Source organism: Rhodoferax lacus (assembly GCF_003415675.1).
Taxonomy (GTDB): Bacteria; Pseudomonadota; Gammaproteobacteria; order Burkholderiales; family Burkholderiaceae_C; genus Allorhodoferax; species Allorhodoferax lacus.
Genome location: NZ_QFZK01000011.1, coordinates 54,615 through 72,994, shown reverse-complemented (window position 1 = coordinate 72,994; position 18,380 = coordinate 54,615). Strand labels below are relative to the sequence as shown.

At 62.9% G+C, this 18,380-nt stretch carries 17 protein-coding genes, 1 other RNA gene and 1 pseudogene; 14 read left to right on the top strand and 5 right to left on the bottom strand.

The features are described from left to right. Positions 1-68: 68 nt before the first annotated feature. Entirely contained in the window at positions 69-1,901 is a 1,833-nt protein-coding gene (locus DIC66_RS15850) for an NAD(P)/FAD-dependent oxidoreductase (RefSeq protein ID WP_117178945.1), read from the bottom strand. Positions 1,902-2,081: 180 nt separating this feature from the next. On the opposite strand from DIC66_RS15850, the gene DIC66_RS15845 reads away from it, so the two are divergent. After that, a complete protein-coding gene (locus DIC66_RS15845; RefSeq protein ID WP_117178943.1) occupies positions 2,082-2,447 on the top strand; it encodes a VOC family protein in 366 nt (121 codons plus the stop codon). A 55-nt stretch (positions 2,448-2,502) separates the two neighbouring features. Here DIC66_RS15845 and cysK read toward each other — a convergent pair whose 3' ends face one another. Then, positions 2,503-3,420 carry a cysteine synthase A gene (gene cysK, locus DIC66_RS15840; RefSeq protein WP_117178941.1) on the bottom strand — a complete coding sequence of 306 codons (918 nt, stop codon included), beginning with the start codon at positions 3,418-3,420 and terminating at the stop codon, positions 2,503-2,505. 119 nt (positions 3,421-3,539) lie between these two features. On the opposite strand from cysK, the gene rnpB reads away from it, so the two are divergent. Together rnpB and DIC66_RS15830 are read left to right on the top strand one after the other, a co-directional pair. Then, positions 3,540-3,974, top strand: an RNA gene (gene rnpB, locus DIC66_RS15835) — RNase P RNA component class A. A gap of 59 nt (positions 3,975-4,033) precedes the next feature. Beyond that, the gene (locus tag DIC66_RS15830; RefSeq protein WP_117178939.1) at positions 4,034-4,459 is read left to right on the top strand and encodes a CBS domain-containing protein; all 426 of its coding nucleotides are present in this window, start codon (positions 4,034-4,036) and stop codon (positions 4,457-4,459) included. Here DIC66_RS15830 and DIC66_RS15825 read toward each other — a convergent pair. Beyond that, entirely contained in the window at positions 4,456-5,439 is a 984-nt protein-coding gene (locus tag DIC66_RS15825) for an RNA pseudouridine synthase (protein ID WP_117178937.1), read from the bottom strand. The genes DIC66_RS15830 and DIC66_RS15825 overlap by 4 nt on opposite strands. Further along, positions 5,436-6,443: pseudogene (locus DIC66_RS15820) on the bottom strand (MBL fold metallo-hydrolase); the annotation flags it as partial. The gene DIC66_RS15825 and the pseudogene DIC66_RS15820, both read right to left, overlap by 4 nt. A gap of 53 nt (positions 6,444-6,496) precedes the next feature. Here DIC66_RS15820 and dapF point away from each other — a divergent pair. The 5 genes from dapF (at position 6,497) to DIC66_RS15795 (ending at position 11,610) form a co-directional block, all read left to right on the top strand. Further along, a complete protein-coding gene (gene dapF, locus DIC66_RS15815) occupies positions 6,497-7,372 on the top strand; it encodes a diaminopimelate epimerase (protein WP_117178933.1) in 876 nt (291 codons plus the stop codon). Between the two features lie 42 nt (positions 7,373-7,414). Beyond that, positions 7,415-8,113: a DUF484 family protein gene (locus DIC66_RS15810; RefSeq protein ID WP_117178931.1), complete on the top strand. Its 699-nt coding sequence runs from the start codon at positions 7,415-7,417 to the stop codon at positions 8,111-8,113. Between the two features lie 110 nt (positions 8,114-8,223). Next, positions 8,224-9,189 (top strand): tyrosine recombinase XerC, encoded by a 966-nt coding sequence (locus DIC66_RS15805; RefSeq protein ID WP_117179089.1) that lies wholly within the window; start codon positions 8,224-8,226, stop codon positions 9,187-9,189. Between the two features lie 53 nt (positions 9,190-9,242). Continuing rightward, on the top strand, positions 9,243-10,424 hold the full coding sequence (locus DIC66_RS15800) for a class I SAM-dependent rRNA methyltransferase (protein ID WP_117178929.1): 1,182 nt from the start codon (positions 9,243-9,245) through the stop codon (positions 10,422-10,424). Positions 10,425-10,536: 112 nt separating this feature from the next. After that, positions 10,537-11,610 carry a CobW family GTP-binding protein gene (locus DIC66_RS15795; RefSeq protein ID WP_117178927.1) on the top strand — a complete coding sequence of 358 codons (1,074 nt, stop codon included), beginning with the start codon at positions 10,537-10,539 and terminating at the stop codon, positions 11,608-11,610. Positions 11,611-11,798: 188 nt separating this feature from the next. Here the strand turns inward: DIC66_RS15795 and DIC66_RS23490 are convergent, their stop codons facing one another. Further along, the gene (locus DIC66_RS23490) at positions 11,799-12,215 is read right to left on the bottom strand and encodes a hypothetical protein (RefSeq protein ID WP_233505963.1); all 417 of its coding nucleotides are present in this window, start codon (positions 12,213-12,215) and stop codon (positions 11,799-11,801) included. Between DIC66_RS23490 and dksA the strand changes: the two genes are divergently transcribed. From dksA to rsmH, 6 genes are all read left to right on the top strand, one after another. Continuing rightward, positions 12,097-12,876 carry an RNA polymerase-binding protein DksA gene (gene dksA, locus DIC66_RS15790; RefSeq protein WP_233505956.1) on the top strand — a complete coding sequence of 260 codons (780 nt, stop codon included), beginning with the start codon at positions 12,097-12,099 and terminating at the stop codon, positions 12,874-12,876. The genes DIC66_RS23490 and dksA overlap by 119 nt on opposite strands. 41 nt (positions 12,877-12,917) lie before the next feature. Then, the gene (locus tag DIC66_RS15785; protein ID WP_117178925.1) at positions 12,918-14,624 is read left to right on the top strand and encodes an STAS domain-containing protein; all 1,707 of its coding nucleotides are present in this window, start codon (positions 12,918-12,920) and stop codon (positions 14,622-14,624) included. 72 nt (positions 14,625-14,696) lie between these two features. Further along, positions 14,697-15,245, top strand: a complete 549-nt coding sequence (hslV, locus tag DIC66_RS15780; protein WP_117178923.1) for an ATP-dependent protease subunit HslV — start codon at positions 14,697-14,699, stop codon at positions 15,243-15,245. A gap of 21 nt (positions 15,246-15,266) precedes the next feature. Next, positions 15,267-16,592 carry an ATP-dependent protease ATPase subunit HslU gene (gene hslU / locus DIC66_RS15775; protein WP_117178921.1) on the top strand — a complete coding sequence of 442 codons (1,326 nt, stop codon included), beginning with the start codon at positions 15,267-15,269 and terminating at the stop codon, positions 16,590-16,592. A gap of 260 nt (positions 16,593-16,852) precedes the next feature. Beyond that, positions 16,853-17,281, top strand: a complete 429-nt coding sequence (gene mraZ, locus DIC66_RS15770; RefSeq protein ID WP_117178919.1) for a division/cell wall cluster transcriptional repressor MraZ — start codon at positions 16,853-16,855, stop codon at positions 17,279-17,281. Positions 17,282-17,289: 8 nt separating this feature from the next. Next, positions 17,290-18,225: a 16S rRNA (cytosine(1402)-N(4))-methyltransferase RsmH gene (gene rsmH, locus DIC66_RS15765; protein ID WP_117178917.1), complete on the top strand. Its 936-nt coding sequence runs from the start codon at positions 17,290-17,292 to the stop codon at positions 18,223-18,225. Positions 18,226-18,380 lie beyond the last annotated feature (155 nt).

Sequence of the window (18,380 nt, the reverse complement as noted above, 5' to 3'; positions counted from 1 at the left end):
TCCGCACCAGCAGAGCCCCTGTGCGTCAATGATGCAGGTGCCTGTGCCGCAGCAACGTTCATCGTCTGTCATGTGGAGGCTCCGCTGAAATGCATGCATTGTGAACCAGCCGCCATATCCCGTGCCAAGGCTTCGGCCACCTTGATGCCGTCCACCCCGGCTGACAGAATGCCGCCCGCGTAGCTGGCACCTTCACCCGCCGGGTACAGGCCGCGCACATTGGTGCTTTGCAGGTCTTCGCCGCGGGGAATCTTCAGGGGCGAGGAGGTGCGTGTTTCCACCCCGGTGAGCACGGCGTCCGCCATGTCAAAGCCGCGGATCTTTTTGCCAAACACCGGCAGCGCTTCGCGGATTGCGTCAATCGCGTAGACCGGCAGGCTGGGCGCCAGGTTGCCGAGCTTGACGCCGGGTTTGTAGGAGGGCAGCACGCTGGCGAAATCGGTGGAGGGCCGGGCGGCAATAAAGTCGCCCACCAACTGGCCGGGTGCCTCGTAGCTGCTGCCGCCCAGCACATAGGCACCGGCCTCCAGCTGGCGCTGCAGGGCAATGCCGGAGAGCGGGTGCGCGGCCTTGGGGACATGGCGGCGCAGCTCGGCAGCCTCGGCTGCGTACTGGCGCCCCTTTTCCTCGCCAAAGGCCTGCACAAAAGTGGCCTCGTCCTGTGGATAGTCGGGCGGGTCTATGCCCACCACAATGCCCGCGTTGGCGTTGCGCTCATTGCGTGAGTACTGGCTCATGCCGTTGGTCACCACGCGGCCGGCCTCGCTGGTGGCAGCCACCACGGTGCCGCCCGGGCACATGCAAAAACTGTAGACCGCGCGGCCATTGGCGGCGTGGTGCACCAGCTTGTAGTCCGCCGCACCCAGCATGGGGTGACCGGCGTGGCGCCCCCAGCGCGCGGCATCGATCACGCTTTGCGGATGCTCAATGCGAAACCCTACGGAGAAGGGCTTGGCCTGCATAGCCACGCCGCGCTCATACAGCATGGCAAAGCTGTCGCGCGCGCTGTGACCCAGGGCCATGACCACATGGTCTGCCAGCAAGGTGCTGACCGTGCCGGTGGCCACGTCCAGTACCTGCAGGCCGGTGAATTGGTGGCCTTCGCCCGCTGGTTGCAGCAGCACATCGACCACACGCTGCTCAAAACGCACCTCGCCCCCCAAGGCGATGATTTGCGCGCGCAGGTTTTCCACCACCTTGACCAGCTTGAAGGTGCCGATGTGCGGATGGGCTTCATACAGAATTTCGGGGGGAGCACCGGCTTTGACGAACTCGTCCATCACCTTGCGGCCCAGAAAGCGCGGGTCCTTGATCTGGCTCCACAGCTTGCCGTCCGAAAACGTGCCCGCACCGCCCTCGCCAAACTGCACATTGCTCTCGGGGTTGAGGGTGCGCTTGCGCCACAGGCCCCAGGTGTCCTGGGTGCGTTGCCGCACCGTTTTGCCGCGCTCCAGCACGATGGGCTTGAAGCCCATTTGTGCCAGCACCAACGCTGCAAACATGCCGCAGGGGCCAAAGCCCACCACGACCGGGCGGCTCGGCAGGGCCTCGGGGGCCTGGGCTACCAAGTGGTAGGCCATGTCGGGCGTGGCCAGGATGTGCGGGTTGCCACTGTGCTGAGCCAGCAGTGCGCCCTCCCGTTCGGGCGGTACGGCCACATCGACGATGTACACCACCACCAGGTCGGCCTTGCGCGCATCAAAGCTGCGCTTGAACACCTGCAGGGACTGGATTGCGGAAGCATCCACCTTCAGAGCCTGTGCGGCCAGGCGCTTGAGGGCTTCAATCGGGTGGGGAACAGGGGCGCGGTCGGCCTCGGTTTCGGATGGGGCGTCGCTTGCGCGGCGCGCATCCACGGGCAGGGCGGAGAGCGGAAGTTTGAGTTCTGTGAGGCGAATCATGGCAGGGGCTCGTGGTGATCAAGCAAGGGGGCAATGATACGGGCAGACCACGGGCCTGGGCTTGTTTGGCATGGCAGGCTTGCTGCAACGCTGGACAGAGGCCGCGCCAATCCCCTACATTGTCAAAAAATACGGGTCAGGGAATATTTGCCAACAAATCCAACAACGAAGGAGAAATCCATGAGCAACCCCATTGGCTGGTTTGAGATCTATGTCGACAACATGGCGCGTGCGCGAAAGTTCTACGAAACCGTGTTCCAGTTTGTCCTGCAACCCCTGGAAGGCGGGGGGCCGGACATGATGGCCTTTCCCTCGACCATGGACACCTACGGCGCCGGAGGAGCGCTGGTGCACATGGACGGCATGAAGGCCGGTGGCAACAGCACCCTGGTGTATTTTTCCTGCAAGGATTGCGCGGTGGAAGAAGCGCGCGTGGTGGCCGCAGGCGGGAAGGTGCACAAGTCCAAATGGTCCATAGGCCAGTACGGCAACATTGCCCTGGTGATGGACACCGAGGGCAATATGCTGGGCCTGCACTCCATGTGAAGCACGCAAAAAGGGCCGCTTGTCGCGGCCCTGGCTGTGCGACTGCGGCGCAGCCTTACGTCGGCAGGAAACCTTCCACCGACAGGTAGCGCTCACCGGTGTCGTAGTTGAAGCCCAGCACCGTGGCACCTGCGGCAATCTCCGGCAGCTTTTGCGCAATGGCTGCCAGGGTGGCGCCGCTGGAAATGCCCACCAACAGGCCTTCCTCGCGGGCGCTGCGGCGGGCGTATTCGCGCGCTGGCTCAGCATCCACCTGGATCACACCATCCAGCAAGTCTGTCAACAAGTTCTTGGGGATGAAACCTGCACCAATGCCCTGGATGGGGTGGGGTGCGGGTGCGCCGCCCGAGATCACGGGCGAGGCGGTGGGTTCCACCGCATACACCTTGAGCTGGGGCCACAGGGGCTTGAGCACCTTGGCTACGCCGCTCAGGTGCCCGCCGGTGCCCACGCCGGTGATGATGACGTCCACGCCATTGGGAAAGTCCTTCAGGATTTCCTGGGCCGTGGTGCGCACATGCACGTCGATATTGGCCGGGTTTTCAAACTGCTGGGGAATCCAGGAGTTGGGTGTTTGGGCGGCGAGTTCCTGGGCGCGGGCGATGGCGCCCTTCATGCCTTTTTCGCGCGGGGTCAGGTCGAAGCTGGCGCCGTAGGCCAGCATCAGGCGGCGGCGCTCGATGGACATGCTGTCGGGCATGACCAGAATCAGCTTGTAGCCCTTGACGGCTGCCACCAGGGCCAGGCCGACGCCGGTGTTACCGGAGGTGGGCTCGATGATGGTGGCACCTGGCTTGAGCTCGCCACTGGCTTCGGCCGCTTCGACCATGGACAGGGCAATACGGTCCTTGATGGAGCCGCCCGGGTTGGAGCGCTCGGACTTCACGAACACCTTGTGCGTGTTGCCGAACAGGCGGTTGATGCGGATGTGCGGCGTGTTGCCAATGGTCTGCAGAACGTTGTCAAAGCTCATGGGGGATCTCCTTGTGGGACGGAATTGTTGCGCCATTGTGGGCCAAATATTCAATTGGTTTCGGTATATGGATATGCGCTTGCAGAGAAGGCCGGAAACACAGCCGATAATCGGGATGTGAAGCCCACCAGACCACCGCTGGTGCAATTCTGGAAACAGAGCACTGGAGGAACGTCCGGACTGCACAGGGCAGCGTAGCAGTTAACAACTGTCCACCGACAAGGTTTGCATGCAAATGCAGGCTCCTAAGGTGAGGATTAGAGCAACAGAGACGAGTCGATGGAACAACCCCAAGGGTGTTCTATGCGTGTAGCGCGGCGCAAGCCGTGCCCCGGGTAACCGGGTGCGCATAGCCACCCGACGGGCGAAGCCCGTCGGGTGAAACGGGCAATCTCTACGCGCAGCAATACCAAGTAGGCACACGTTGACGGGGCCCCCGGAGTGTGCGGGTAGGTAGCATTGAGCCGTCCAGGTGACTGGCGGCCCAGATTAATGGTGGTCACGTGAGGGGAAACCCTCATGCACAGAATCCGGCTTATCGGTGGGCTTCACACTTTTGCCACCTTTTTTGCGGTATGGTTACTTCGTCTATAACCATTTTGACGGAGGCCCTATGCGACCCGTACGCGAGCTGTTAAAAAGTCATGACGCGCCCTGGAGTCTCAAGCCGCAGGACAGCGTTTTCGATGCGCTCAAAATTCTGGCCGACCACAATGTGGGCGCCCTCATGGTGATGGACCAGGGCAAGCTGGTGGGCATACTCTCCGAGCGTGACTACACCCGCAAGATCGCGCTGGCAGGCAAGTCCTCCAAGGACACGCAGGTCGCCGACATCATGACCGCCAAGGTGCTGACCGTGGATGCCCATTCCCGCACCGAAGACTGCATGGCACTGATGAGCCACAAGAAAATCCGCCACATGCCAGTGGTGGACGGCGACCGGGTGCTGGGCATGATCTCCATCCGCGACATCATGGACGAGATCATTGCCGACCAGGAAGCCACCATCAGCCAGCTGCAGTCGTATATAGCCAGCTAGAACTTTTCATGCACCGATAAATAGCGCCACTGCCCCACGGGCAGGTCGCTGAGGGTCACGCGGCCCAGGCGGATGCGGCGCATGGCCAGCAGTTGCAGGCCGCCGCGTTCGCACAGATAGGCCACCAGGCCGGGATGCGCGCCTTTGATGGCAAAGCGCAGCTTGCTCATTTCTTCGGAAGAACTGTTGACGCTGAACTTGGTGTGGGGCAGGGGGGTGCGCTCGTCCTTGAGGGCGCGGGCAATTTTCTGCAGCGCCTCTTCATCCACTTCACCGGCCACATCGGCGATGATTTCATGCTCCATGGAGCCCAGGTCTTCGCTGAGCTTGCGTGTGGTGCGCCAGTCCTGGGTGAACACCACCAGGCCGCTGGCACCCGTCTCCAGTGGCACCTCGGCCTCCAGGTGCAGCAGGTGGCGTTTGAGCAGGCGTATTTCGGCCGGGTCATGGGGACAGTGGTTGGCTGCGGTGAGCAGGCTGCGGGCGTTGTCCACACGCGGCTTGGCGCCTTTGCCTCCCCTGCCACGCGGGCCTGATGCGGGGCGTGGTGCGTCGTCTTCATCGTCGTCTTCTTCCTCCACCCCGTCGAGCCAGCCGGAGGGCTTGTTCAGGATCAGCGTGACATCGGCCATGTTGAGCAGGCTGGCGGCCGGGTCCATGGTGACGGTTTGCTGTTGCACGCGAAACGGTGGGTCTTCCACAACCACGCCGTTGACCATCACCCAGCCGCACTCGATGTACTGCTCGGCCTCGCTGCGCGAGCAGCCCTTGAGCTGCATCACACGCTTGGACAGGCGCTCGCCCGGGTCGGCCGCGGGTGCCGAGACGGGCGGCGTGCGGTCCACGGTGCGTGGGCGGTTGCGGGGCTTGGGGCCAGCGGACGCGGTGGCGGGCCTTTGGTTGGGCCGGTCACCGGCAGGACGCTCACGGCGTGCCTCGGGTGCGCCCTCGGGGCGTGCCGCTCTTTGGAAGGTACTCATAGGGGGCTCGATTCGTTGGCGTTGGTTGGCAGTTGCTGCAGGTGTTCCACATGGGCCAGCAGGGAGCGCCTGGCCACAGGCCAGATGCGCGGGTCTACATCGTCGTAGGCCAGTGGCAGCCACTGGTCCAGGTCGCCCTGGGGGTTGGCTTGCATCACGCGGGCAATCTTGGCCTCGCGTTGCAGGCGGTGGGCTTTGAGCCTGGATATGGCTTCCAGTGCATCGGGCATCACATGGCCGTGGGCCGGGAGAATGTACCCGACATTCCGCTGCGTGCAGGCCTGTGTCAGCGCATCCAGTGAGTCCAGGTAGTGGCCCATTTGGCCGTCCGGTGGGTCGATGACCGTGGTGCTGCCGTTCAGGATATGGTCGCCGGAGAACAGCAGGCCGTCTTCTTCCAGCAGCAGGCAGAGGTGGTTGGCCGCGTGGCCGGGGGTGTGGATCACGCGCAGGCTGTGCCTTGCATCGCCTTCCTGGGCTGCTGTCAGCTGCAGTACTTCGCCGTCTCGCAGCGCCCGGTCCGGGGTGAAGGCGCTGGCGGCGCGCGCAGTAGGTGCGGAAGGCAGACCGAGGATGGCAGGGGCCATGCCATCGGCTCGGCTCTGCGCGCACAGCACCTGCAAGGGCTTGGCGCCGGGTGAGTGGTCCGGATGCGAGTGGGTGCACACAATCATCCTGATGTTGCCCCCGCGTCCGTCAGCGTATACGGCGGCCTGCCACAGACGCTGCAGGTGGTCGGCATCGGCCGGGCCCGGGTCTATGGCGATAAAACCGGTGTGCGCATCACCCACCAGGTAGCTGTTGGTGCCAGGGCCGGTCATCACGCCGGGGTTGGGCGCGGTCAGGCGCAGCACGTTCTTCAGAATGGACACGGGTGCGACGGTCTGCCAGTCGGCGGGTGCAGGGATGGGGCCCACGTCAGGCTGGAGGATTTGCGAGGGTCTGGGCATGCGGGCCATTTTGCAACCAAAAGCAGGGCCGCTCGGGCTTTGGGCGCACACAGGGCCTCCCACGCGTGGGGTGACTGCGCATGCAGTGTGCGCGGATAATTGCACCCATGCGAATTCCGTTCACCAAAATGCAGGGCGCGGGCAACGACTTTGTCGTGCTCGACGAAACCCGTGGCCGCCTGGGCCTGACCGCTGCGCACTACCGCTTTCTGGGCGACCGCCATTTTGGCGTGGGCGCAGACCAGATCCTTACCGTGCGGCCCTCGCCCGCACCCGGCATTGACTTCGAATACATCATCCACAACGCCGATGGCCAGGAGGTGGAGCAGTGCGGCAACGGCGCGCGCTGCTTTGCCCGCTTTGTGCGCGACAGTGGCCTGAGCACCAAAGACACCTTGCGCGTGCAGACCATGAAGGGCGTGATTGCCCCGCAGCTCAATGCGGACGGCCGCGTTACCGTGGACATGGGCGCACCGCGCCTGGAGCCGCAAGAGCTGCCCTTTGATGCCAGCGGCTTGAAGCTGCAGCCCCAGGGCGACTGGGGTAACTGGTCCATCCTGCCTGTGGGCGCGGCCCATGAGGTGCTGCTGGCCACCGTCTCCATGGGCAACCCGCATGCGGTGCTGCAGGTGCTGGATGTGGACACGGCACCCGTGGCCACGCTGGGCCCGCAGGTGCAGGCCAATGCGCGCTTCACCCAGGGCGTGAATGTGGGCTTTATGCAGGTGCGGTCACGCAACAGCATCCGCCTGCGTGTGTATGAACGCGGTGTGGGCGAGACCCTGGCCTGTGGCTCAGGCGCCTGTGCAGCCGTGGTGGCCGGTATCCGGCTGGGCCTGCTGGACCACCAGGTGGACGTAGAGACCCGTGGCGGTATGCTGAGCATTGCCTGGGCCGGCGGCAGCGCGCCCGTGCTGATGACAGGCCCGGCCACCACCGTGTTCCGTGGCGAGATTGATATGCCCGACAACCTGGCTGCCTAGGCGCCAGGGTATCGATTGACTTTTCACTTTGACTGAGCTTCCATGAGCAACCTTCTGAACTCCGCACTGGCCAACCCGATCACCGAAGACGACATCGCCAACTATTTGGCCAACACGCCGGACTTCTTTTTGCGCCATGCCGAACTGCTCGCTGCCGTTCAACTCAACAGCCCGCACGGTCACCGCGCGGTGAGCCTGCAGGAGCGCCAGGCCGAGATGCTGCGCGAGAAGATCAAGCTGCTGGAGCAGCGCATCATGGAAATGCTGCGCAACGGCAATGACAACGTCATCCTGTCCAACAAGATCATCCGCTGGGCAGGCAACCTGCTGCAGGGCAGCGACGTGCGCCAGTTGCCCCAGCAATTGGCCATCGACATCGAGCAGCAGTTCGCCGTGCCCCAGGTGGGGCTGCGCCTGTGGGATGTGGCGGCCGATTACGCCGCTGAGCCCTATGCCCAGGGCGTAAGTGATGACCTGAAGTCCTTCGCCTCTTCGCTGACCGAACCCTTCTGCGGCCTGAACACCGGCTTTGAGTCGGTGAACTGGCTGGAGACACCTTCTGCCATTACGTCGCTGGCGCTGATACCCCTGCGCATGGGCCCCAGCGGCTCCACCACGCCGGCCTTTGGTCTCTTGGTGCTGGCCTCGGGTGATGCCCAGCGCTTTACCAGCGGCATGGGCACCGACTTCCTGGCCCGCATTGGCGAGCTGGCCAGCGCTGCGCTGTCGCGCCTGCGCTAGGCCCTGCGGGTATGCCCGACCCAGCTGCGCTGCCCCCTGAAACTGCGCGCGAACCTGTGCCTGAACCTGCGGCGGCTGCGCGCAGTGCCAATGCCGGTGCTGCGACCACAATGAGTCCGCTGGTTGAAAAATACCTGGAGTACGTGCGCGTGGAAAAGCGCCTGGCCCAGCGCACGGTGGAGCTCTACGCATTGGACTTGCACAAGCTGCAGGCCTTTGCCACAGCGGCGGTCGTCGATCTGCTGGCAGTGCGCAACCCGCACATCCGCCGCTGGGTGGCACAGATGCACAGCGGCGGGCGCAGCGGCCGCGGCATTGCGCTGATTCTTTCGGGCTGGCGCGGCTTCTACACCTGGCTGGGCCGCGACGGCCTGATCGCCAGCAACCCGGTAGTGGACGTGCGTGCGCCCCGCGCGCCCAAACCCCTGCCCAAAGCCTTGGGCGTGGACGACGCCGTGCAGTTTGCCGACTTCCAAAGCGATGACGACCCTTGGCTGGAAGCGCGCGACGCGGCCATGGTGGAGCTGCTCTACGGCAGTGGCTTGCGCGTGGGTGAACTCATAGGCCTGGATGTGGAGGCCAGCAGCACGGCACGCGGCTGGGTGGACCTGCAGGCAGCCGAGGCCCATGTGCTGGGCAAGGGCTCCAAGCGCCGCAGCGTGCCGGTGGGCAAGACCGCCTTGCTGGCACTCACGCGCTGGCTGGCCTTGCGTGGTCCCATGGGCACCGCCCAGGCCGGGCCGGTGCATGCCTCGCAAGCCGACGCCGCCCGCGCTCTTTTCATAGGCCGCAACTGCACGCGTCTCACGGCCCAGTCCGTCTGGCAACGCCTCAAGCGCCGCAGCCAACTCGCAGGGGTGAGCACCCCGGTGCATCCCCACATGCTGCGCCACTCCTTTGCCAGCCATGTGCTGCAAAGCAGCGGCGACCTGCGCGCGGTGCAGGAGTTGCTGGGCCACGCCAACATCACCACCACGCAGGTCTATACGCGGCTGGACTTCCAGCACCTGGCCCGGGCCTATGACGCGGCGCATCCGCGGGCGCACGCCAAGGGCAAGGGCAAGCCCAAGGCATAGCGCAGGAACCGTGTCTGCAAAGGCGCCGCAGCGCGAGCAGCGACAATAGCCTCATGAAAATGATTCGCCTGCGCGCCGGCAAAGAGCGCTCCCTGTTGCGTCGCCATCCCTGGATCTTCGAGTCCGCCATTGCCAAGGGCGGGGGCGACAGCGGCGAGACCGTGCGGGTGGAGTCTGCCGAGGGCCAGTTTCTGGGCTGGGCGGCATTCAGCCCCAGTTCCAAAATCCGCGCCCGTGTCTGGAGCTTTGACGAGGCCCAGCGCATTGACGAGGGTTTCTTTCAGGCCAGCATTGCCAAGGCGGTGCAGGCGCGCACCCGTTTCGACATCCAGAGCAACGGCGCGCGGCTGATCCATGGCGAGTCGGATGGCCTGCCGGGCCTGATCGTGGACCGCTATGGCGACACCTTGGTGGCGCAGTTCACCTCGGCCGGTGTGGAGCGCTGGAAGGACGCGATTGCCGACGCCTTGCTGGCAGAGACCGGCCTGGCAAAACTGTATGAGCGCTCGGACGCCAGCAGCCGCACGCTGGAAGGCCTGGCCGAGCAGACCGGCTGGCTGCGCGGGCAAGGGCCTACCGACCTGGTGCTGCAGGAGCACGGCTGGAAGCTGCACTTGAGCATTGCCAACGGCCACAAGACCGGCTTTTACCTGGACCAGCGTGACAGCCGCCACAAGTTCGCGGCGTACACCCAACGCCTGCAGTTCCAGCGCGTGCTCAACTGCTTTTGCTATACCGGCGGCTTCAGCGTAGCGGCCCTGAGCGGCGGCGCGGGCCACGTCACCTCAATTGACTCCAGCGCCCCGGCGCTGGAAATGGGTGCGGCCAATGTGGCGCTAAACGGGTTTGATGCGGCGCGTGCCACCTGGATGGATGCGGACGTGAACGCCTCGCTGCGCCAGTTCGGCAATGAGGGGCGCACCTTCGACGCCATCATCCTGGACCCCCCGAAGTTCGCACCCACCGTGGCCCATGCCGAGCGGGCGGCGCGCGCCTACAAGGACATCAACCGCCTGGCCTTCAAGCTGCTGGAGCCCGGCGGCGTGCTGTTCACCTACTCCTGCTCGGGCGGCATCAGCGCCGACCTGTTCCACAAGATCGTGGCCGGTGCTGGCTCGGACGCCGGGGTGGACGGATTCATCACCGAGCGCATGGGCGGCGCCCCCGATCACCCCATGACCATTGCCTTCCCCGAGGGTGAATACCTCAAGGGCCTGGTCATCATGCGGCGCTGAGGCCATGGTCTGTCCGGGCCTGTGCGGCAGGGGCCGGACATGCTCCAGCGCAAGGCCCCACCTTGAATTGACCGCTACACTCCCCAACTGCTGATTTTGGGCTCGAACAAACATGTCACTTATCCCCGCCACCATCCTCACCGGCTTTCTGGGTTCCGGTAAAACCACGTTACTCAAACGCGTGCTGGCCGAGGCCCACGGACAGAAGATTGCCGTGATCGAGAACGAGTTCGGCGAAGAAAACATCGACAGCGACATCCTGGTGAGCGACACCAACGAGCAGATCATCCAGATGAGCAATGGCTGCATCTGCTGCACCATCCGTGAAGACCTGCGCGCCACCCTGCGCGACCTGGCCGAGAAGAAGCGCAAGGGCGAGCTCGACTTCGAGCGCGTGGTGATCGAGACCACCGGCCTGGCCGATCCCGGCCCGGTGGCGCAGACCTTCTTCATGGACGACGAAGTGGCCGAGTCCTACCTGCTGGACTCCATTCTGACCCTGGTGGATGCCAAGCACGCCGGGCAACAACTCAATGACCGCCAGGAAGCCCGCCGCCAGGTGGGTTTTGCCGACCAGATCTTTATCAGCAAGTCCGACCTGGTGTCCGCAGACGATCTGGATGCGCTGATGCACCGCCTCAAGCACATGAACCCGCGTGCCCCGCAGCGCGCTGTGCACTTTGGCGAAGTGGCCCTGAGCGAGGTGTTTGACCTGCGCGGCTTCAACCTCAATGCCAAGCTCGACATTGATCCGGACTTCCTGACTGACGCCGACCACGACCACAGCCATGACCACCATGACCATGCCGAACATGCGCACGGTGCGCATTGCGACCACCCCTCTCATGCCCACGATGACCACGGGCACGGCCACCACCATCACCACGACGACGATGTGAAGAGCTTTGTGTTCAAGTCCGATCGCGCGTTTGATCCGGCCAAGCTCGAAGATTTCCTGGGCGCCATCGTCAACGTGTACGGTCCGCGCATGCTGCGCTACAAGGGCGTACTGCACATGACCGGGACTGAGCGCAAGGTGATCTTCCAGGGCGTGCACCAGTTGATGGGCAGCGATCTGGGCCCGGCTTGGGCTGAGGGTGAAGTGCGCACCAGCAAAATGGTGTTTATCGGCATCGACCTGCCCAAGGATATTTTGTTGCAGGGCTTGGAGCAGTCTCTGGTGTAGGTAGTGTGTAATGGAGCTGCGCTATGCTGGCCCGGATAGGCTGCTGGTTATGAGAGAGGCTCGATGATGGCGGGAAATGGAATGATTGTCTCGATTTTGCAACTCATGGGTTTTCCCTTGGCGAAACCTGTACACTCGCGCGCCGGAGAAACCCCACAGGACAAGCCGTCAAAAGCGTCCCCTGAGGCTCATAGCAGCAAAGATAACAAGCCGGCGAGTTCCAACAGGAGAGACCAAGTGAATGCCAAATCCGGGAAAGACCCCAAGTCAAAAGCTGTCACAGTGAAAGCCAAGGTGTCGGCCAAAGCCGTCGCAAAGCCCGCCAAGGCAGTCGCCAAACCTCTCCCCAAAACTGCTGCCAAGCCTGCTGTGCAAGCCAAAACCGCGGTCAAAGCCCCTGCAAAGCCTGCTGCCAAGCCGGTGTCCAAACCAACGGTCAAAGCAGTATCCAAACCGCCTGTCAAAGCCGCTGCAGCAAAGCCTGTGGTGAAAACCTCTCCTGTCAAGGCAGCCAAGGCCAGCGCGCCCGTTGCCTCCCCCAAGCCTGCTGTTGCCAGCAAACCCGCTGCCAAACCAGCTTCTTCTGAAAAAGTATCCGCCTCCATGACCACTGCTGCGACCAAGTCCGCACCTGTAGCTGCACCCGCCGCATCCAATGTTGTTACCCAAAAAACCGGGCGCCCGTCTTCGCGCCTGGCACAGCTGACTGTGCCCTCCATGGCCCAGGCCGTGGCCTCCACGGCGGCCAAGGCCAGCTACAGCCAGTCGGCCCCTGTGCCGGTGATCGTGCCGGCCTTGCCCTCGTCCATTAAGAAGGACCCCAAGCTCGCCAACAACTGGAAGACCAAACCAGTGGCAGAGCTCACAGACGCTGAATTGCTGGCCATGCCCGATTCGGAATACATGAACGATGTGCAGATGGCGGCTTTCCGCCTGAAGCTGTCTTTGCTCAAGCAGGACATTCTCAACAGTGCCGGTGAAACCACCGAGCATTTGCGTGAAGACACCTCGGTGGTTCCCGATCCGGCCGACCGTGCCACCATCGAAGAAGAACACGCCCTGGAATTGCGCACCCGCGACCGCGAGCGCAAGTTGCTCAAGAAGATCGAGCAATCGATTGGCCGCATTGATGCGGGCGACTACGGCTACTGCGATGAAACCGGCGAGCCCATTGGTGTGGGCCGCCTGCTGGCGCGTCCCACCGCCACGCTGTCACTGGAGGCGCAGCAGCGCCGTGAACTCAAGCAAAAAATGTTTGGCGATTGATTGGCACGCTTGCAGGCACCTGATTCCAATACGGCATAAGCATGGCTACCAAAGACGATAGACCCGGTCTGCTGTCCAAGGTTGCCATGTTCGTGCGCAATCCGACCAAAGACTGGTCGGAGCTGGACCAACCGCTCGATAGCGATGCCAATGGTTACGACAAGCAGGCGCTCAAGGCCATGATTGAGCGCAAGCGGCAAAATGATTTTGTCCGCAAGCGCGAATTTGACCAACTGCGCAAGTTGCGCGACCGCGATCCGGGTGCCATTGCCAGCCTTGCGCGGCAGTCCTTTTTTCAGAACAGCCTGCCTGGTGATGCGGGCGGACGCGCCGTAACCCTGAAGAAGATCGACGAAATCGAGGCGCAAATGTCGCGGCAGTGGTGGAAGAGCAAAAGTGGAAACACCTCTCCGCAGCCTCCTATTTTTCACAACACGGACGCCACGGTTCCCCCACCAGACCTGTCGAATTCCGAGTTGCATCCCAGCGATTCCGATCTGTCTGCGCCTTTTGCGGCCACGGAACCCATTTCCATGCGGCGCGAGAACAGTGTCGACTTCGCCGACGAATTCATTCCCACCCAGATGGCCTCCGACATGGCTTCGGTGCCGGGCATGGATATGCTCGATGGACCAGCGGCACATTCTGAATCTGCCGCCAGCTTTTCTACATCCATGCTGTTCGCGATCCAGGACGACACCTTGGAGACCGACCCGGAGCTGGAGGAAGCCGCCATCCGTTTTGCCAACAGCGACGATGCCGGAGCCGAAAAAGGCCTGCTGGCTGCCTTGCGCGGGGCGGCGTCTGCCGACCAGGTTTCCTTCGTCTGGGCAGCGGCGCTGCTGGACCTGTACCGCGCCACCAACAACCGCGCGGCATTCGAGTCCGCGTTTCATGAATTTGCATCCCAGCTTGACGGCGCCAGGCCCGCCTGGTTTGCCTTGGGCGACCCTGCCACCGCATCGCCTGTTGGCAGCGAGTCCGAGCCGGTTGCGCGTATCTGGGAAAGTCCGACGCTCCTGACAGCACAGGCTATGGAGAGCCTGCGCCTGGCCATGGTGTCCATGCCAACGCCGTGGTACCTGGGCTGGGGCGCACTGGAGCAGATCGCGCCGGATGCCATACCCCTGCTGGATGGTTTGTTCAGCAGCCTGTGTGACGAAGCCGTTGCACTGCGCTTTGACGGCGAAGACCGCTTGGTGCGGGCGCTTCGGACGCTCACACCTTCGGGCAACCGCGATGTGTCGCAGACCTGTTGGCAATTGCGGCTGAACGCCTTGCGCTCCATGGGCTTGCAGGATGACTTTGAACTCGCAGCCCTGGATTACTGCGTCACCTACGGTGTGTCTCCTCCGGCCTGGATTGCAGCGCAATGCCACTTCGTGGGCTCCGCTGGCCGGTCTGGCGCCAACCTGCAAGATGCGCAAAGCCAGCAAGCAGCAGAGCGTGCCGCGCTGCTGGCGCAGGGCGCCCATATGCTGGTGCTGCAAGGGCAGGTCATGGGGGACGCCACACAGGCGCTGGCGGCCTTGAACGCGGCCCCGGTGGATGGCCAGCAAGTGCTGCTGTCCTGCCGCGACCTGATCCGCGTGGACTTCGCTGCCGCCGGTGGCATATTGAACTGGGTGGCCATGCGCCAGGCAGAAGGCAACCAGGTGCAGTTTGTGGATGTGCACCGTCTGGTGGCTGCGTTTTTCAATGTCATTGGCATCAACGAACACGCCAAAGTGGTTCTTCGCACCCTCTGAGCCCGCAGGGTTTGCAAATGACCAGGCGGGGCGCCTTGCAACCCGGGCCATCATCCCCAGTTGAGGAAGCACATGGAACAATTTCACGGAACCACCATCATCAGCGTGCGTCGCAAAACCGCCAATGGCTACCAGGTCGCCATCGGTGGTGATGGCCAGGTCACGTTGGGCAACATCGTGGTCAAGGGTACGGCGCGCAAGGTGCGCAAGCTCTACCACGGTCGCGTGCTGGCGGGCTTTGCCGGCGCCACTGCCGATGCCTTCACCCTGTTTGAGCGCTTTGAGGCCAAACTGGAAAAGCACCAGGGGCAACTGGTGCGCGCTGCCATCGAGCTGACCAAGGACTGGCGCACCGACCGCGTGCTGCGCCGCCTCGAAGCCATGCTGGCCGTGGCCGACAAGGATGCCTCCCTCATCATCACCGGCAATGGCGACGTGCTGGAGCCGGAAAACGGCATCGTCACCATTGGTTCTGGCGGCGCCTATGCGCAGGCGGCGGCCATGGCGCTGCTCAACCATACCGAGCTGGATGCCACGGCCATTGTCAAACGCTCGCTGGAGATTGCAGGCGAAATCTGCATCTACACCAATATGAACCACACCATCGAGACTTTGGAATAAGCCATTGCGGGCGCACCTCACATGACACCACAGGAAATTGTTGCCGAGCTGGACAAGCACATCGTCGGCCAGGGCCAGGCCAAGCGGGCCGTGGCCATTGCCTTGCGCAACCGTTGGCGCCGCCAGCAGGTAGAGGGCAGCCTGCGCGCGGAAATCACACCCAAGAACATCCTCATGATCGGCCCCACAGGTGTTGGCAAGACCGAGATTGCACGGCGCTTGGCGCGCCTGGCCGATGCCCCCTTTATCAAGGTGGAGGCCACCAAGTTCACCGAAGTGGGCTATGTCGGCAAGGATGTGGACTCCATCATCCGCGACCTGGCAGAAATCGCCGTCAAGCAAACCCGCGAGACGGCCAAGATCCAGGTGCGTGCGCGTGCCGAAGACGCCGCCGAAGAGCGCATTCTGGACATCCTGGTGCCCAAGCCCCGCAATGACTTTGGTTTTGCCCCGGCCGAGGCCGCGCCCGAAAGCACCGCACGCCAGACCTTCCGCAAAAAGCTGCGCGAGGGCGAACTGGCCGAGCGCGAGATTGAAATCGATGTCGCCAGTCCTGCGCCCCAGCTCGAGGTGATGGTGCCGGCCGGTATGGAAGAGATGACCGAGCAGCTGCGCGGCATGTTCGGTCAAATGGGCCAGAACAAGCGCCATACGCGCAAACTCAAGATCAGCGAGGCATACAAGCTGCTGGTCGATGAAGAAGCCGCCAAGCTGGTCAACGAAGACGATATCAAGACCCAGGCCCTGAGCATGCTGGAGCAAAACGGCATTGTGTTCATCGACGAGATCGACAAGGTCACCTCGCGCAGCGAGGGCAGCGGTGCCGAGGTGTCGCGCCAGGGCGTGCAGCGCGATCTGCTGCCGCTGGTGGAGGGCACCACGGTGTCCACCAAGTACGGCATGGTCAAGACCGACCACATCCTGTTCGTGGCCTCAGGCGCTTTTCACCTGAGCAAGCCCAGCGACCTGATTCCCGAGTTGCAGGGGCGCTTTCCCATACGCGTGGAACTGCAGTCGCTCTCGGTGCAGGACTTTGAGGCCATTCTGACCCAGACCCATGCGTCCCTCACCCGCCAGTACCAGGCCCTGCTGGCTACTGAAAACGTCACCCTGAACTTCACGCCCGCAGGCATTACCCGCCTGGCCCGCATTGCGTTTGAAGTGAACGAGCGCACCGAAGACATCGGTGCGCGCCGCCTGTCCACGGTCATGGAGCGGCTGCTCGATGACGTCAGCTTTGACGCGGCCGCGCTGGCCGGACAGACCGTGGAGATCGACGCCACCTATGTGGACAAGCGTCTGGGCGAGCTCAGCCAGAACGAAGACCTGTCGCGCTACATCTTGTAAAGCCGCAAATGTCCAGAAACTGGACTTTGCTTCAAGCATCACTTTCAGTACCACTGCTAAGTGCTTCATTTAGAACGGTTTTTGGGTCTGTGTGACCTGCAAAACCTGCGCTAAGTCCTTGATTTCATTGGAAATTTTTGTTGCGAGCCTGCTTGCGGCGTAGCCATTTGCTGATACAGTGCAAAAAAGTGGAATTAAGTGGTGAAAAATGCCATTCATGACCTGCTTTTCGTTCTGTCTTCAAAAAAAGGTGTCTGGTCGTGTTTCAAGGTGCTTCGTCTCTCAGTCTGGATGCAAAAGGTCGGCTCTCTGTGCCGACCCGGCACCGTGACGTCCTGAGTGCGACCGCCGCCGGCCAACTGACCATCACCAAGCACCCCCACGGCTGCCTGATGGTGTTTCCCCGCCCCGAGTGGGAAAAATTCCGCGAACGCATTGCCGCACTGCCCATGTCGGCCCAGTGGTGGAAGCGCATCTTTTTGGGCAACGCCATGGACGTAGAGATGGACGGCACCGGCCGCGTGCTGGTTTCTCCCGAATTGCGCGCGGCCGCCGGTATCAGCCGGGACACCATGCTGCTGGGCATGGGCAACCACTTTGAACTTTGGGACAAGGCCCTGTACGACGCCGAAGAGGCCAAGGCCATGCAGGGCGACATGCCCGATGTCTTCAAGGACTTTTCCTTCTAGGGTGCACGGTGGAAACAACATGGAACCATGCCACCGTCTTGTTGAACGAAGCGGTATCTGCATTGTTCAGCGACGGTACCAATGACTTTTCCGGCGCAGAAGACGGCACCTATGTGGATGCCACCTTTGGCCGCGGCGGCCATTCGCGCCTGATCCTCTCCAGGCTCTCAAGCGCCGGTCGCCTGATCGCCTTTGACAAGGACCCGCAAGCCGTGGCCGAGTCCGCCAGCATTGCCGATGCGCGTTTCTCCATCCGCCACGAGGGCTTTGCCCACTTGGGGGAACTGCCTGTGGGCAGCGTGGCCGGCTTGTTGATGGATCTGGGCGTGAGTTCACCGCAGATTGACAACCCCGCGCGGGGTTTCAGTTTTCGTAACGACGGTCCACTGGACATGCGCATGGATACCACGCGCGGAGAAAGTGTGGCCGAGTGGCTGGCAACAGCTGAAGTCAATCAAATCACGGAGGTGATACGTGAATATGGCGAAGAACGGTTTGCTGGGCCAATTGCAAAGGCGATTGTTGCTCGCCGACAGGAACGGGGGCCTCTTTCAACCACCAGCGAATTGGCCCAGCTCGTGGCTGAACAGGTCAAAACCCGCGAGCCGGGCAAGGACCCTGCAACGCGCACATTTCAGGCTTTTCGGATTTTCATCAACGCCGAGCTTGAAGAGCTGCAGCAAGCGCTAGAGGCCAGCCTCTCGGTGTTGCAGCCCGGCGGCCGCCTGGCGGTGATCAGTTTCCACTCGCTGGAAGACCGCATCGTCAAGCAGTTCATTGCGAAGCACGCGCGCGAAGAATACGACCGCCGGGCGCCCTTTGCCGCTCCGAAAGTGATGCAACTGGTGTCTCTGGGCCGCGTCAAGCCCAGTGAGGAAGAGATCAAGGGCAATCCGCGTTCGCGCAGCGCCATCATGCGTGTGGCGCAAAGGACGGCAGCATGAGCACCGCCGGACCGCTCCAAGCTGCGAGGGCCCCCATGGGGCTGAGCGCCGCGGCTCCAAGCCTGCCCGCGCAGGCTTGGACGGCGAGAAGAGCCCTGGCCTCTGGCCGGGGCACGTACAGCGCAGTACACGCAGTGTTCTCGCAGAGCGGCGAA